We start from the raw sequence: 16036 nt of genomic DNA on the forward strand, positions 1-16036 counted from the left end.
AGGATCCATGCAGGAGGGATTCGCAATTATCCACGGATTAAGAAGCGATTATACAAATCATTTTCAGCATGCCTCTGTACGGGGCGGAGGAACTTTCATCGTGGAGGTTTTATCCGGCCGGGGTGACCGTGACAGGGAACGGTTTGTCCATTGAGGATAATATTTGCTATTTGGCTTCAATTGCCCGAACCTGTTTTGAAAGGTTCACACCGAATCCTTGCCAGCCGTTGTATGAGATCCTACTTAACGCATCCATTTTGCGCGCCCGCGGCTTTGATCGGGCTCTATGCCCTCACGCGCCTCTATTCCCTTCTGGGCCTGCCGATGGTGTTCGATGAAGCCATTTACCTGCGCTGGGCCGACATCATCCGGAACGACCCCGCTTCCCTGTTTGTCTCTGCGGTGGACGGCAAACCGCCTTTCTTTTTCTGGCTGAACGCAATCACGCTGGGCTGGTTCGACGACCTGCTCGCCTCGTCGAGGATGATTTCAGTGGTGGCCGGGGGACTGGCTGTAGCGGGGCTGTGGCGGATCGGTGCGCTCCTTTTCTCCCGCCACACGGCGGGACTGGCCGCGTTCATTTACCTGTCGCTGCCCCTGGTTTTGACCCACGACCGGCTGGGCCTGACCGACGCCCTGCTTGCGGCATTCGTCATCTGGACGGTTTATGCCGGGTTGCGCCTGGCCAGAGATGACAGGCCTTCCTGGCGCTGGGCGTTTGCGCTGGGGATGTTTGCGGGACTGGGGTTCCTCACCAAAACACCGTTGTTGATGTTTCTCGCATTGCCCGTAATGGCGGTTTTTTTGTTCAACCATCCCCGCAACCTCGAACTCTGGATACGGCTTTCGGTGAGCGGTGTGGTTTTCGGACTTCTGGCCCTGCCGTTCCTTCTGCATGAACCCGATTACCTCTTTTCCCATGCAAGCAAGGTCCTGCATCACAAGGTTCCTTTACTGGAAACTCTGGCTGCGGTTCTCACCTTCGATCATCCGCGGCTTCTGCCCCACCTGAGAGAACTGTTTGAAGTGGGGCTGTTGTACATCACGGTTCCGGTTATGATTCTCGCGGTGATGGGAACGGGAGTGTCCCTGCGTACTCAACCCAGAACCGCGGCGTTTCTCCTTCTGTGGCTTTTTCTGCCAACGGTTGTGTTCCTGATTTTGGCCGAAGTGGCCTATCCGCGCTATTTCCTGGTGGCCCTGCCGCCGCTCGCAATCCTGACTGCGGAAGGCCTGCGTTGTCTCATGCGGTATGTCCATGAAACCCTGAAGCCGCGTTCTCCGCTTGTGGCGGGGACGGCAGCCATTGCACTGGGAGTGGCCTGCCTGATTCCGGCCTGGAAGTGGAACATGCACTACCTCATTGAACCGGAAACAGCCGCATGGACCGAACTCGACCACTGGCAATACGTCCGGTATCCCCAGGGACCCTATGCCGTCACCGATGCGGTCCACTTCCTCAAAAACGAGAGTCGCAACGGACCCATTGCCGTATTCACCACGTTCAAGCTGGGCATTCCAAGCGATGCGCTCTATATGTATCTCAAGGACCAGCCGGGGATCGATCTCTATGAAGCGTGGCGTCCGGTCTCGTTTCCCCACTCGCTGAAGAGCGCGCGGGAATTCGTCACGGTGTCTTCCAAATACCAGCCGAAGAAACGGCGGGTCGTTCCCGTTCAGGAATTGAAAGGCAAACGGCTTTACTTTGTCGGCAGCTTGAGGATGTTTCCGCTGGACCGGGTTGTGGAGAAAAACCCGGAATTGCGGCTGGTGAAGTTGTACGACGATGTGGGGCCGTATGAGGTGTTTTCGTTCGCCATTTTCGAATGGCCCGGCGGAGTGTCCTCTGCAATGGCAGAGTTGAATTCCCGTTCCTGATCCCAACCGGCAGGCGGCAAGGGGAGGTGCGGTTCAGGGCTCTGCGCTTACCGCATCAGAAACACAGGGCCGGGTTGGCCTCGGCAAAAAGCGGGTCCGAGCATTGGGGAAGCGGTTTTCCGGGCGTTTCGTTTTTCTGTCCGGATTCCTCCCCGGCGCCCGGCTTGGCATCGGATGGGTCCTCCACCCCCTTGGATTCGAGGTCGGCCACCGGCTCACATGTGGAACCGGATTCAGGATGGTCCATCTTTGAGGACGCCATCTCCTGGCATTCCGGAGTGGGATCGGTTTCAGACGATTTCGGATCGGCATACAGGGGTGAAACGGCCAGACACAACAGGGCGGTCACCATGACAAAAACCTTCACTTTCCGGGCCGTTGCGGCGTTCATGGTTTTCTCCTGGCAAAAGTGTCCATGATACGGGCTTGAGGTCCTCTGGGAGGACTCATTCGGTTGAAACCGGAGGCGGTTCCTGTTTTGAGTTCAAAGTCTCCAGCTTGTATTTTTCGATCAGCGCATCCACCTGGTTGCGGAATGCATCGGACTTGACCAGTTCCTGGCTCCACTCGTTGCCGGCCAGCCCGGCTTCCCGGCTGATGAGGGGCATCTTCTGCTTCCATTCTTCCCAGAACGGGTTTTCGAACATACCTATGAGTTTTTTGATCACCTCATGGGACATGTGGCTGTCGTATACCGGCACCACGCGGTCGATGAGATCCTTCATTTCCTCGTCGCCGACAAGGCCGTAATAATCCTTCCAGAACGCGTCCGGCACTTTGGGATAAGCGGAGGCGATCATGGTCCCGTAGGCATCGAGAACGCCTTCCTTCATGTAGTCCAGTTGCTTGTAGATTCCGGAGACGCGGAGCAGTTTGCGGATATCGCGTTCTTTTTGCGGATCAATTTCCGCCTGCACCGCGCCCAATCCAAAAAAACCCCAAAACGCCACCCCCGCCATGAGTCCGATTCCGTTTCTGATCCAGTGCATAGAGAGTCTCCCGCTTCATTCCAAGTGGAATTTCATTATACGGGATGGGTCACCAGCCGGGCCAAAATAAAAACCCGGCACCCATAAAGGGCGCCGGGCAGATAAAGTAACTGCGTTTTACCTGAAATTACATGCAAGCCGGATTGAAAGGATCCGAACCATCGCAGGTTGCCGAAGGCTGAGGCTCGGGTTCCGTAGCGGTCGGAGCCGGCTCGGTTATGGTCGGGGCCGGTTCTTCCACAGGTTCCGGAGTCGGAGCGGGCGGCGGTTCGGTATTTCCAGGTTCGCAGGCAGCCAGGCGGGATTTGTGATTCGCCTTGGATTTGGCCTTGTCACTGGCCTTGTCACAGGCTTTGCTCTTGGCGGCTTTCAGTTTGTTCGCCATCCGCTTCCAGGCTTTTTTATGTTTGACCTTCTTTTCTTCAGGGGCGTCGTTCCACATTTTATTTCCCCAGGCCTTCACCTTCACCACCATGTGCTTGAAGGATTTCCAGCTGGCATCGTCACCCCTGTCCGACTTGTGGGCCAGGGCCGTGCCAGTCATTCCAAGGAAACTGACGAAAAACGCGATCATCATGCTTGCGATGATTTTTTTCATTTGGGGTTCCTCCGTTTTCTTTTTGAAATCTGGTTTACCCTTACTCTACAAATTGATTTCCTTTACCCCTGTTTATTCCAGATTCGTGCCAAAATTCGACAAGTTCGGCATCCCCCATTCGCTCCTGTTATTTTTCAATTGTTTTAGGTTAATAAGGCAAAAAACGGCATAACTTTTATCGGTATCCCGTAACAACCTCTGACAAAATTTGTCAGATTTTTATGATTTTTTGCACGGATCCCGGCCCATTTGGCCTTCCTAGCCTGGAAAACGGGTTCCGATGGCGTTTTCCCAAACAAAATCCACGGCCTCGCCGCTTGCCAAACCGCAAAGGGGGAACATATTGAAGGGTATGCATACACAGGATTCCACCTGTTGCCCGGCGAGGGAGAGGGGCCAGGGCGGAGAAACCAACCCACCACACTCAGGAGGGAGTTGGGTTATGAATACAAAAACAAATTGGATTGCAGGGATCGTAATGGCCGCATGCCTGCTGGTTCCCGGCCTGGCGGCGGCTCAGGAAAGCAGCACCACGCCGGCTACAGTCAAAATGACGGTGATCAAACCCGGAGAAGCGCAACGATGCAAAACGGACTTCATCGTGGAAAACATGGCGGGAGAGACCGCCGATCTCAAGGTGGTGCTAGGACACAAGGTCTATGTCGATGAATTACTGAACCCGCAGGAACGCCGCGCATTCAGCCTGCCGGGAACCTTGCTGACGGCAAAATTTCATGGCCACGATATCCCGAAAAACGAGGATGAGGCAGTCATTATCAATCTCGGGCCGAAATCTGACATCCGGCTTCGCTGCATTCAACTGCCGGAGAATCCCAAGCCTAAAAAGGATGAGCTGGCCGTATTTAAATAAACCGGTGCTCCGCTGTTCTGGGTGAGCAGGAAAATCCTTCCCCGAAACCTGTTCGTCCCGGCCCTGGAAACAAGGGCCGGGACCGGGTTTCTTTGTCATACATCCACTGCATTTTGAGGGTATTTTTTAAGCAGGTCCTCGAATACCCGGTCGCGCACCGGTTCCATTCCCCAGCCAAAGCGGTCTTCCGCTACCAATAATGATTCCTCTGCCGACTCCGGATCGCGTTTGAGGGCAAAACGGATGCCCGGGTAGTTGGCGTAGGAACGCCTGACTCCGGACGATGGAAAGTTGGCTTTCTCAAAGGAAAGCACCCGATCCCAGCTCAACCACTCTCCGGTACGCGGGTTTTTCACCTGCAGGACATCTCCTTTTCGCCGCAGCCCGCGGATGGAACACAGGTGAAACAGCCTGGAAAAGATCTGGTGGGAAAGGCCGAAGGCGGCAATGACCAGAAATACCAGCGCCCATAACTTGTCACCCGCAGCCCAGAGAATGCCACTCATCAATCCCGTCACCAGCGAGGCCAGAACGACGCCCATATGGAACAGGTTGAAGGTGGCGAGCAGGATAGTCAGAAAACTGTAGCCTGGGTAGCGGTTCAGGAACATGGGTATGGAGGGTGTGATTTTTTGAAGTAGACTGTCCCGGCAGGGCCCGTTGTTTTATTCTTGCAGAAAACACAGGAAAGGTCTAATGGCTTTTCCCCGGAAGGAAGGGGACCTTCTTAACAGCACCGGGGAAACGGATCAGGAAGAAGGTGCCTTTCCGGACAACCACTCGAAGTATTCACCAAACTGCGAAAATCGATTCACCCCAGGCATGCCCTCTGGAGCCCCCGTTCCCCCAACGATCAGTTCCACGCTTGGGGACAAGTCTTTTCTCAATTCAGTGAGTTGTGATTCCACTTCGCTTTTGGGCATCCATGAAGATACGCTGACAGCCAGAAGGAGGGCTCCGGATTTTCGAGTGGCATCTTTGATATCCTGCACAGGCGTGTCGGCTCCCAGGTACAGAATCTTGAAGCGGGTGAGCGCGGTGATGACCGCACACATCAACAGTCCCAGACGGTGTGTCTCCCCGGGCAGGGTGGTGAGCACCACAATGGATCCCTCCTTGCGGTCATTGAGCGTGCGCCATTTGTCCGCAAGAAAATCCGATAACCTTTCCGACGCGAAGTGCTCCTGGGAAACCGTGAGCTCTCCCATGGCCCAGCCCTGACCCAGACGTTTCAGGAAAGGACCCGCATAATCGAGTACGAATGACAAGGGACCCTGCCGCCCCCACTCTTCGTGCAAACTCTGGGTGAGGCTGGCTTCGTCGTAAAGATGCACGGCCCGGATCCATTTTTCGACAATGAGGTTCCTGCTTGCCTGCCCGGACGTCGCATTCTCCAAAGCCGGAGAAACCCTGGAAGCCCTGCTGGGCCCGACCCCAAGTAAGGCCTGCAGTTCTTCCAGGGAAGCTCCCACCACTCGTCCGGCGCGGAATCCGGAATCCAATGCCTGCGCCACCGCCCTCAGCCGGGGAACTTCATCCCGCGGATAGCGGCGGTGCCCCGATGGAAGGCGGTGCGCCTCGGGCGTCCCGTACCTTTTTTCCCAGATGCGGAGGGTGTGGGTGCTGATCCCTGTCAGTCGCGACAGTTCTCCGATCGGTATCCATTGGGCAATTTCGCTCATGGCATTCATTTTTCCGGTTCCTTCCTTGTTCTTCAACAATGCACCCGCACGGTCGAATTCTTGCTCTCGTTCCGGACCTGGGCAACGTCATCCATGTACACGGTTTTTCCCAACTGCTTGGCAAAAGACAGGCTTTCCCTTATCGAATACAACCGCTTTCCGTTGCTTGTGATGGCATCGGTGCTGAACTTCTCGATGCCAAGATCAACCCGCACTGTCGCTCCCGTCTCTGAATCGTTTTCAATCACAAAATCATTCTGGCAGCTGGTGACCCAGCCGGGCTTGAGAAGCACGGTGCTGTTGGGTCCATGCATCCATTCGTAACCACCGGTTTTCGTTTCGCTGGCGGGGGCTTTCACCGAAGGGGCAAGAATCAGGGCGCACATTATCATGATCGCAAAACTTTTTCTAATCGTATTCATGGCTGTTCTCCTCTTGTTAAAATTGGTTGAATTCATGCTGCTTCCCTGCCTTGCGGACCGGTCAGAACCGGTCCGCGTTGTTGGATACCGTACGCTCGGCGACCACCCCGCCTTGCAGTTTCCGGTGCACCAACAACCCACCGGAAGTGCGCATGGCCATGTAGGGCAGGTTCATGATGTCGGCCTGGAACGCATTTCCGATGCGAATGCCATACTCATCCAAAAGGGTGTGCTCGAACTCACTCAACCCGACGAAGGCCGGGCCGGATGTGCTGTTGAGACGATCAATTATTTTTTCGTGGGTGGTGTTGGCGAAAATCCACTCTATGTGACGGACCGCATGATCATGTCCGGCATGGCTCTTTCTTGCATTCTTCATCATGAAGGCAGCCCCTTCCAATTCACGAACCGGAATGGTCTCGGTTGCGGCGATGCGGCTCATGTCGGCAATATTCAAGATACGGAGACCCATCGTGGTCCGCTCCACGTTCAACACGTGCCCGTTGTAATGACTTTTGAAACGGTTGTTCACCTTGATGCCGTAATGATCGAACTTTCGTTGCTCGAACTTGGAGAGACCCAGCGTTCCCAGAGACTTCGCGGCCTGAAAACTGCGGTCTATTTTGGCCTGAATGGTTTTGGAAAATTCCCACTTCACCGGAACCGTGGAATGGTTGTGCACCGAAGAGGCCCAGGCGGTACCGGACATGGAAAGAACGAGGGAAAAAAGGGCTGCTGTTTTTTTGATTTGGTGGAAGCGTTTCATGGTGTACCTCCTAATTCAAAATCCCGTTTACCTGTCTTAATCGATTCACACGTTTTCATTGATTGTCTAACCTTAATATTAGACAAATAATTAGTTTTGTCAATATTTATTTAAACAAAAATAAATTTTTTGTCTAAATAAATTATAAATAATTGATTTAAATATAATTATTTTTGAAAAATAAGGAGAAAACCGGGATTTCTCACGTAAACGGCGGGCTTATTCAAAAAAAATCAGTTAAAAACTTAGACAAATACCTGGGATGGAAAAACCGCAGAGATAGAGGAGGAGAAATTATAGGGAAAAAGAAGAAATGAGGTCAGGATTCTTCCGCGGGGGTCAAGGCGGCGGCCTGGGCGACGTCCTGAAACAATTTGAGAGCCTTTTCGCGCTGGACGGCATGTTCCACAATCGGGTCCGGGTAGTCCTTACCCAGGCGGCATCCGGCTCTTTCCTTTTCGGAATCAGGTGCGTCGTGTGGCCAGTGGATGTGGGTGTTGGAGAACGCGGCCAGTTCCGGCACGTTTTCACGGATGAAGCGTCCTTCCGGGTCGAAGTTCTTGGATTGGGTGACCGGATTGAAGATGCGAAACCACGGCTGGGCGTCGCAACCGGTGGAGGCGCACCACTGCCAGCCGCCGTTGTTGGAAGCGAGTTCGAAATCGAGCAGATTTCTTGCAAACCAGGCTTCGCCCTTACGCCAGTCAACGAGCAGGTCCTTGACCAGAAACGACGCCACCACCATGCGCAGGCGATTGTGCATCCACCCGGTCCGGGCGAAGTGCCGCATCGCCGCATCGATCAAAGGATAACCCGTCTCTCCCGCGCACCATTTTTTGAAATGGGATTCTTTTCCCGGCCAACGGATGCTGTCGTATTCGGAGCGGAATGCGCCGCGAACCACATAGGAATAGCGGTCGAGTATGGTCTGGTAAAAATCACGCCAGATCAATTCCGACAACCAGGTTCGCGCGCCCTCATTTTTTCTGCCAATGGCATTGCGCACGAGCTCCCGAATGGATATGGTGCCGAAACGCAGGTGCACGGAAAGGCCTGATGTTCCGTGCTTCGCGGCGGGGAAGTCGCGGTCTTTGTGATATCGGTGGATGTGTTTCTGAAATTTCCTCCAGGCGGCGCGGGCTCCCTCCTCCCCCGGTTGAATCCACAGGTCCTTCTCCTTGAAACCAAGGGATTCGAGGCCCCAGGGTTCGGTCCATTCCTTGAAAACTTTTGTCGGTGCCAACCGTTTCAGGTTTGCCTTTTCCTCCGCCACCTGTTCCGGGCGCAGTGTCCCCAGCCAGGCATTCTTATACGGGGTGAATACCTTGAACGGCTCCCCCTGCCGCGTTGCGATGTCCGGATATTCGAACACAACCTGATCCATGTAAGAATGAAACGCCACATCCCAGATCTTGAGTTTCTGTTCGACTATGCGGTCGCGTTTTCTGGCGTAAGGATCATAGTCGCGGTTGGTGAACACCGCATCGACTTTCAATTCCTGGGCAAGACGGGGAATGTCCAGCACCGGATCGCCGTGGCACACCAGCAGGTCGGACCCTTTTTTAACCAGCCGCGCCTGCATTTCTTTCAAGGAATGATGAATGAAGGTGACCCGCCGGTCATCCTTGTCTTCCAGTTTGCGCAGGATGTTGGTATCGAACACAAACACGACGATCACTTCGCGGGACTGACGGGTGGCAGCTGTAAGCGCGGTGTGATCCCGAATACGAAGGTCGCGCCGGACCCAGCATAAGGCTCTTTGGTAAACGGCCATCATTGGATTTCCGAATTTTTCACAATCTTCCCATTGTATCCCGTGAAGACCGGGTTTGTGGGGATAATTTGAAGGGAAGCGCCCGGTCAGGCTCAATTTCTGGAAATGAGGTAGTCCCGCCCGGCCGCAAGGGGTCTGGATATCGTGGACGTGGTGCCGTCGTTCCAGCGGATTTCCACCCGGCTGACCGAATCGTGCGCGCCCAGTCCGAAATGTGCGAACGCCGCGTCAAACGAGTGAAACCCGCCCCCGGCACGGATTTCCCGCATCTGGTGGCGGCCGCCTTCCGGCCCGTAATGGAGGGTGATGCGGCAACCGATGCAGTTGCGGTTGCCCTGACCATCCTCGAGGTGGAAGCTGATGCTGTTCTTTTCGTCCTCGCCGTTGATGTGAATTTTGAAAGGTCCGTACAGTGTATTGACCACCAGATCCAGGTCGCCGTCGCGGTCGAAATCGAGGTAGGTGTAGGTGGAGCTGTGGTCGAAGTCCTGCAGTCCGAACTCCTCCTCCGCCGGGAGAAAGGTTTTGCCCTGCTGGTTGTGGAAGAAATTATTGGACGTGTATTCCTGCGTGATCAACACGCCGTTCACCACGTAAAGATCCTGCCACTCGTCGTTGTCTAGGTCCACCCAGCGCGCGTTCCAGCTCCATTCCGCCGTGGTCACGCCCATCGCCTCAGAAACATCTTCCAGGGTCTGGTCCTCTTTCCCTTTCAGCATGACGTTGGACATACTGCGGAAACGAATCTCTTCGTCGCGGTTGTACTGTTTCCAGTCTGCCTCAAAATACAAATCGCACATCTTGTACCCCAGCACGTAGCCGGGATCGATCTTGTCGCAGAGCGCGGGATCGTCGTTGCGAGTGGCAAGGAGGGCCATGCGCGTCACCATGCAGTCGCCGATGTCGCGCCGGTTGCCAAGCAAACTGCACCGTTGGTGGATGTCCTGCTTTTCCGGATTGAGCAGGGTGACGAGTTGCATCAGGGTGTCGCACTCCCGGCGGCCCAGCACCTGCGTGCCTCCATCGCAGAAGGTCCTGCCGCGTTCCTGCATGAACGTTCCGAAAATGTTCGACACCACATCGATGCCCCGGCTCATGCCGATGTTCGCAAGGTACAGGTCCGGCAACAGGTCGTTGTCGATGTCCCCGGTATCCATGCTCATCGTGTTTTCGGTGGTGATGGGGATGACGCCGTCCTGCCGTCTGATCTTGCGAAACGCCCCGCCGCCTTCCCCGAAGTAATACGTATCCGCCACACGGTAGTCGTTGCCCACCGTTAGGTCCTGCACCGCATCTCCGTTCAGATCGGTGAACAGCACGGTGTGGGTCTGACCCGGGATGCCGGGAAGAGGTTTCACTTCAAACTTCAGATTGTCGTTCAGCACCAGTTGATTGCCCGCGTTGTTCACGGGCGTGCGGGTGAGGATGCCCAGGTGGTAATTGCCATTGGCAATGTCGAGAAAGCCGTCCCCGTTGACATCGGCGAATGCCAGGGCGCTGGTCAGCACCGTATCCCCGTTGGGAACACGCACCACCTGCGGCACGTTGCCGCGCTTTCCAGGATTCAGCCACAGGTAATTGCCCTCGTCAAAGGTGGTGACGAACACGTCCAGCCAGCCATCGTTGTCCATGTCCACCGCCGCCACACTGATCGCTTCTTTCCCCGCAATCACCCCCAGCGGCACATCCAGTTTTTCAAACCGCCGTCCATCCAAATTCTGATAAACCTCAAAGCCGTTGTTGGTGGCCGCCACCACGTCCACCCAGCCGTCGCGGTTGAGGTCGCCGGAAGCCACGCCCCGGCCGAAATAAAAGGGATCGATGAAATTGCGCGGCGTCAGTTCATTGGAATACGTAATACCCATCTCCGGTCCCGGAACCGAGCGGAACATCTTTCCGGTATCGTGGCCATTGCGCCGGGCGTGCGGAGTGAACTCCACCCGAAGTCCGTCCTGCTCAAAAAGCAATTCGGAAGAACGCGGATTGGTGGGAACAAACTCCATCCGTTCAGGTCGGGGACCACCGGTCTGGAGCGAGGCCGAAATCTTCACCACAGGCTCATTCGGGGTGCTGGCAACGAACGCGTCATACTGCTCCAGCCACTGGATATGGCGGTAGGAGGAAAATTTGTCTGCCGCCAGGCCGACGCCCATGCCTACGGCGGCGACAATGACGAACAGCTTCACCGCCACCCACGTCGAGAACGTGCGCGACACCACCATGGCCGAATACACGCTGAATGTCCCCAGCGTGAACAGCAGGGTCATCACGAATCCGTCCGCCAGTTTCGACATCATCATCGCCTGCGTCAACATGATGTCAAACGCGATCGGCAAAGGCAGAAACGTTCCCAGCACCGCGAGCACGCTCAGGTTGCGGATATCCGGCTGCAGGCCGATGAAGCGGTCGAGAGTGATGAGGTGGCTCAACACCGCACCCATCAGCCCGGCGAGGAGCATCAGCGGAAACGTCCGCACAAAGATGTATTTAAAGGAGCGGAAAAAATCCTTCACCGCGCCGACAAACGCCTGTCCCCAGCTTTCCTTCTGCACCACTTCCACATCGCAGGTGTCGAACACCGGGTTCGGCTTCTTATCGTTCACCTGTTTTCTTATGGGTGCGTCCTTGGAGATGAAAGGCACGATGAGCAACACCAGCAGAAACGTTGCGCCGATTTTCAACACCGCCATGTAAAACGGAAAAATGGAGAACAACATGGTGAGCACGACGATGTTCAATGTGGGCGAGCTGAACATCACTGCCAGCGCCGTTTCCATGCGGCTCCCTGCATCGTAGATGCCCTTGGCGATCGGCGCGACGCAGTTCACGCACACGCCAAGCGGCGTTCCCACCAGCATGCCCAGCAGGCTGTTGCGGAAGCGGTTGGGCGAGGGTTTCTTCGGCAGGTAGGACAACAGCGCCAGAAACCCGCCCGCCAGCACCAGGCCGAAACTCATGCCCTTCCAGTTCGTCTCGTACCAGTTGAGCGTGGTGTAAAGAATGCGCGTCGTCAGGTCCGCTCCCGGCGGAACATGAAAGTGCGCCTCGTGCGACAACTTGTCCTCGAAGGCCTCGGTTCCGGACATGGCGGCTTTGCTGCTGAGAGCCGGGTACCGCGACATCAGCCAGAAGCCCACCGCCACGCACAGGCAGAATACGGCTACAAAAACGACGCGACGATTGCGGATCATCGGAATTTCGGGTTGAGATGAATGCTCATATACCCCCGGCAAACCCGCCTTCGCGGGATTGCGGTTTTTGAGAAAGGAATGACGTTGCATTGTATCCAAAAAGATCTGAAATTCCTACTCATGGAAGGAAAAATACTGGACCCGTTTTCCCACAGGATCAAATTTTTCAAATTCTTTTGAATAACCGTTGGCTTCCAACCAGCGGCGCATTAAAATAAAAGGGTTGGATGGATTCACAAGATCCTGTTGAAGTGAAAACCGAGCGACCTGTCGATTGTGGGGGTGATGCTATGCCGATCAAGTTCACACACGTCGATCTGAGGGAGGAAGACACCACCGAGTCGTTTTTCTCCCACCAATTTCTGAGCGCCCGGATCAAAACCGGGTACGAGTCCAACGAGGGGTTCGATCCCATTTTCACCGATGGACGCAGTGAAGAGTGGCTGGAGACCAACTGGAAAGAGGTCAAGGACAACGACCTGAGGTACGAGGAAGACGTCAACCAGTACATCACGCTGACGCTTTCCGAACTGGCCAATCCCCGGTCGCTCGCCTGCTTGAACGAGTACCTCATCGATATCAATTCCGACGCGGGACGCATTGCCGTGTCGCTGAACAGCAAATCGAACCGTTTCACCCTGTTTCGCGTGAACGCGGACTTTCTTCTGCTGAACCTGGGTCTATTCCGGTCCGACCTGTACCGGGACAGCGACGCTTACCTGGACAAGGGCGGTTCCTATTATTTTTCCGCCGCCACCAGCCTGAAGTCGCTGCAGGGGGGCCGCACCGGCCTGTCCGATGTCATGGAAAAGCTTTCCATCAACTTCGGCAAGTACGTGGAAATCCTACGCCAGATGAAGCAGGACGCCGACAATTACCTGAGTTTTCATGCGAAGATTCCGGAAGCAGAGATGAAGCAGCTGGAACATCTGCTGACACTGGAAGTTAAGAAAAAGAACAATCCCGGACCCGGATAAACGGGGATACCGGATACGGCTTACCGCAAACGTACGGACCCGGCGGATTCGCCGGGTTCCACCTGCCGCTTCGCCGGACGGCATCACCACCCAACCCGCAATCAAGGCATCCCTCCAAGTGACGGGAACCGGAACGCGGCTCCCGGAGACGGCACACCCCAAACATGACCCTTCTGCAAACGACAGGACGCTTCACCCTCGACTTCATCCAGAAACTGGGAGTGCGGTTGATTTTTCTAATGCAGGTGGTGGGCTGGGCATTCCGTCCGCCGTTCAAACTGCGCGAGATCGTCAAACAGACCAATTTCATCGGCGTCAAATCCCTGTTCGTCATCCTGCTCACCGCCGTCTTCACCGGCATGGTACTCGGCATGCAGGGCTATTACTCGCTGCGCAAATTTGGGTCGGAAGGCCTGCTCGGCTCCGCTGTAGCCTTGACCATCATCCGCGAGCTCGGCCCCGTGCTTGCCGCGCTCATGGTCACGGGCAGGGCCGGCAGTGCCATCGCCGCGGAAATCGGCATCATGCGCATCTCCGAACAGCTGGACGCACTGGACACCATGGCGCTCAGCCCGCTCAAGTACGTGGTCATGCCAAAGGTCGTCGCGGCGCTCATCGCCATTCCCCTGCTCACCGCCATCTTCGACGTGGTCGGCATCTTCGGCGGTTATATGGTGGGGGTGCACATGTTCGACGTCAGCGCCGGGTCGTTCATCAGCGGCATGGAACTCAGCGTGGAATGGAAGGACGTGTACAGCGGCATCGTCAAATCCATCTGTTTCGCCCTCCTCATGGTGTGGATCTGCTGTTTCGAAGGGTATTTCGTGGAACGCTACAGCGGCCACGGTGCGGAGGGCGTGAGCCAGGCCACCACGCACGCGGTGGTGCTGTCTTCCGTCAATATCCTCGTCTGGGATTACGTCATCACTTCCTTCATGATTTGAGCCCATGATTCGAATTCACAACCTGCAAAAACAATTCGGCACACAGGAGGTACTGAGAGGGGTGAACCTCGAAATCCCGGAAGGACAGATCACTGCCGTCATCGGCCGAAGCGGTACGGGCAAGAGCGTTCTGCTCAAACACATCATCGGCCTGCTCAAACCGGATGCCGGCACGGTGACGGTGAACGGCGACGACATCACGAAAGCCGACGGCCACCGCCTCAATGAACTGCGCAAGAAGTTCGGGATGCTGTTTCAGAACGCGGCCCTGCTGGACTCGATGAGCGTGTACGACAACGTCGCCTTTCCTCTGCGCGAAAAAACGAAGATGAAGGAAGCGGAAATCCGGGAACGTGTCGACAAAGGCCTGGCCAACGTCGGCATCGTCGGCATGAACCACAAGTTCCCCGCGGAACTGAGCGGCGGCATGAAAAAACGGGTGGGGCTCGCCCGCGCGCTGGTCACGCAACCGGAAATCATCCTGTTCGACGAACCCACCACCGGCCTCGACCCCATCATGAAAAAAGCCATCCACCAATTGATCTTCGACACCCAGCGGCAGTTCGGATTCACCGCGATCATGGTGAGCCACGACATCCCGGAGGTGTTCGACTTCGTGGACCGGGTGGCCATGCTGTTCGACGGCGTCATTCACGAAACGGGCACACCGGACGAGATGAAACAATCTGAGAACGCCGCCGTGCGGCAGTTTCTGAACGGGGACCTCGACGGCCCCATCCAGATCAATTAACAACTGACAACCCCGGCTCAAATCGGGTATCCTTACAATCGAATGGAAGGTAATCGGGAGACTTCTTTAAATGAATAGCCGCCGCATTGAAATCGTCGTGGGCCTGTTCGTGGTCGCGGGCATCCTCAGCCTCGGATGGCTGTCGTTCAAGCTCGGCAAGAAGGAAATTCTCGGCACCGACCACTACTCGGTGTACGCCGACTTCGAAACCGTGTCCGGGCTGCGCCAGAACGGGGAAATCGAAATCGCCGGCGTGGTCATCGGCAACATCGGCAACATCGGCCTGCACAAGGGCATGGCACGGGTGGAACTCAAAATCCGCAATGACATCACCTTGCCGGAAGACACCATCGTTTCGGTGAAAACCCGCGGCCTGATCGGTGACAAGATTTTGAGCCTGTCCATGGGCGGCTCGGAAGAAACCGTACCGCCGGGAGGCGTATTGTTTGAAACCGAACCCGCACTCGATCTCGAAAGCCTGATCAGCAAGGCGGTTTTCGGCGACGTTTGATCATTCCATTTCCACGGAATCCGTTTATGAAAAATTCATTGGTTTGCAAACGGTCTCTTGGGGCCCTGACCTTGGTACTGACCCTCACCTTTGTCTCCAGCGCCTGGGCTTCGGCGGTGACCGACGGGCTTAAATCCACCATCGATCGGGTCATCAACGTTGTCACCGACGACAAGTACAAAAACGACCCGCAGGCGCGGCGTGCCAAACTGCGCGGCATCATCAATCCCAAGTTCGATTACATCGAAATGGGCAAACGCTCGCTGGCCAGAAACTGGCGCGACCTGAGCCCGCAGGAGCGCAAGGATTTCATCGACCTGTTCGGCCAGCTTCTGGAAAACTCCTACGCCAAAAAAATCGAATCCTACCAGAATGAAGAAATCCTGTACGTCGATGAGGTCATCAAGGGCAAGTACGCGATGGTCAAAACCGAGATCAAACGCAAAAACGATGTCATCGGCGTTGATTACAAGTTGATCCAGAACGGAAGTGACTGGCAGGTGTACGATTTCATCGTCGAGGGCGTGAGCCTCATCCGCAACTACCGGTCGCAGTTCAACAAGATCATCAAGAAAGACTCGTTTCCCGTGCTCATGAACAAGCTGGGCAAAAAAGTGAAGGACCTGGAAGCGGGAACCGACGACGACAAGGACGAACTCTGATTCACCCTGCCCTCCCCTCC

Annotated in this window: 16 protein-coding genes; 7 read left to right on the forward strand and 9 right to left on the reverse strand. The window is 55.5% G+C overall.

What is annotated here, in order from left to right; translation table 11 throughout:
* Positions 1–231 precede the first annotated feature (231 nt).
* Positions 232–1878: an ArnT family glycosyltransferase gene (locus ACTRW9_RS01310; protein WP_442428005.1), complete on the forward strand. Its 1647-nt coding sequence runs from the start codon at positions 232–234 to the stop codon at positions 1876–1878.
* A 55-nt stretch (positions 1879–1933) separates the two neighbouring features.
* On the opposite strand, the gene ACTRW9_RS01315 is transcribed toward ACTRW9_RS01310, so the two are convergent.
* The 3 genes from ACTRW9_RS01315 to ACTRW9_RS01325 all read right to left on the reverse strand — a co-directional run bounded on the left by ACTRW9_RS01315 (position 1934) and on the right by ACTRW9_RS01325 (position 3465).
* Positions 1934–2269, reverse strand: a complete 336-nt coding sequence (locus ACTRW9_RS01315) for a hypothetical protein (protein WP_442428006.1) — start codon at positions 2267–2269, stop codon at positions 1934–1936.
* A gap of 55 nt (positions 2270–2324) precedes the next feature.
* Positions 2325–2867, reverse strand: a complete 543-nt coding sequence (locus ACTRW9_RS01320) for a DUF2059 domain-containing protein (protein ID WP_442428007.1) — start codon at positions 2865–2867, stop codon at positions 2325–2327.
* Positions 2868–2994: 127 nt separating this feature from the next.
* Positions 2995–3465, reverse strand: a complete 471-nt coding sequence (locus ACTRW9_RS01325) for a hypothetical protein (protein ID WP_442428008.1) — start codon at positions 3463–3465, stop codon at positions 2995–2997.
* Positions 3466–3907: 442 nt separating this feature from the next.
* On the opposite strand from ACTRW9_RS01325, the gene ACTRW9_RS01330 reads away from it, so the two are divergent.
* The gene (locus ACTRW9_RS01330; protein ID WP_442426595.1) at positions 3908–4336 is read left to right on the forward strand and encodes a hypothetical protein; all 429 of its coding nucleotides are present in this window, start codon (positions 3908–3910) and stop codon (positions 4334–4336) included.
* A gap of 95 nt (positions 4337–4431) precedes the next feature.
* On the opposite strand, the gene ACTRW9_RS01335 is transcribed toward ACTRW9_RS01330, so the two are convergent.
* The 6 genes from ACTRW9_RS01335 to ACTRW9_RS01360 all read right to left on the reverse strand — a co-directional run bounded on the left by ACTRW9_RS01335 (position 4432) and on the right by ACTRW9_RS01360 (position 12171).
* Positions 4432–4947, reverse strand: a complete 516-nt coding sequence (locus tag ACTRW9_RS01335) for a hypothetical protein (RefSeq protein WP_442428009.1) — start codon at positions 4945–4947, stop codon at positions 4432–4434.
* 138 nt (positions 4948–5085) lie between these two features.
* Complete coding sequence (locus tag ACTRW9_RS01340; RefSeq protein WP_442428010.1) at positions 5086–6018, reverse strand: MerR family transcriptional regulator; 933 nt, start codon at positions 6016–6018, stop codon at positions 5086–5088.
* A 32-nt stretch (positions 6019–6050) separates the two neighbouring features.
* A complete protein-coding gene (locus ACTRW9_RS01345; protein WP_442428011.1) occupies positions 6051–6440 on the reverse strand; it encodes a hypothetical protein in 390 nt (129 codons plus the stop codon).
* 61 nt (positions 6441–6501) lie between these two features.
* Entirely contained in the window at positions 6502–7206 is a 705-nt protein-coding gene (locus ACTRW9_RS01350) for a hypothetical protein (RefSeq protein ID WP_442428012.1), read from the reverse strand.
* A gap of 319 nt (positions 7207–7525) precedes the next feature.
* Positions 7526–8983, reverse strand: coding sequence for a cryptochrome/photolyase family protein (locus ACTRW9_RS01355; protein WP_442428013.1), 1458 nt, complete (start codon positions 8981–8983; stop codon positions 7526–7528).
* 89 nt (positions 8984–9072) lie between these two features.
* A complete protein-coding gene (locus tag ACTRW9_RS01360) occupies positions 9073–12171 on the reverse strand; it encodes an FG-GAP-like repeat-containing protein (protein WP_442428014.1) in 3099 nt (1032 codons plus the stop codon).
* Between the two features lie 290 nt (positions 12172–12461).
* On the opposite strand from ACTRW9_RS01360, the gene ACTRW9_RS01365 reads away from it, so the two are divergent.
* From ACTRW9_RS01365 to ACTRW9_RS01385, 5 genes are all read left to right on the forward strand, one after another.
* Positions 12462–13148: a hypothetical protein gene (locus ACTRW9_RS01365; protein ID WP_442428015.1), complete on the forward strand. Its 687-nt coding sequence runs from the start codon at positions 12462–12464 to the stop codon at positions 13146–13148.
* Between the two features lie 164 nt (positions 13149–13312).
* Positions 13313–14092 carry an MlaE family ABC transporter permease gene (locus ACTRW9_RS01370; RefSeq protein ID WP_442428016.1) on the forward strand — a complete coding sequence of 260 codons (780 nt, stop codon included), beginning with the start codon at positions 13313–13315 and terminating at the stop codon, positions 14090–14092.
* A 4-nt stretch (positions 14093–14096) separates the two neighbouring features.
* Complete coding sequence (locus ACTRW9_RS01375) at positions 14097–14843, forward strand: ABC transporter ATP-binding protein (protein WP_442428017.1); 747 nt, start codon at positions 14097–14099, stop codon at positions 14841–14843.
* 70 nt (positions 14844–14913) lie between these two features.
* Positions 14914–15354, forward strand: coding sequence for an outer membrane lipid asymmetry maintenance protein MlaD (gene mlaD / locus ACTRW9_RS01380; RefSeq protein WP_442426605.1), 441 nt, complete (start codon positions 14914–14916; stop codon positions 15352–15354).
* 26 nt (positions 15355–15380) lie between these two features.
* The gene (locus ACTRW9_RS01385; RefSeq protein ID WP_442428018.1) at positions 15381–16016 is read left to right on the forward strand and encodes an MlaC/ttg2D family ABC transporter substrate-binding protein; all 636 of its coding nucleotides are present in this window, start codon (positions 15381–15383) and stop codon (positions 16014–16016) included.
* Positions 16017–16036 lie beyond the last annotated feature (20 nt).

This window comes from Nitrospina sp. 32_T5 (assembly GCF_052156635.1).
Classification (GTDB): Bacteria; Nitrospinota; Nitrospinia; order Nitrospinales; family Nitrospinaceae; genus Nitrospina.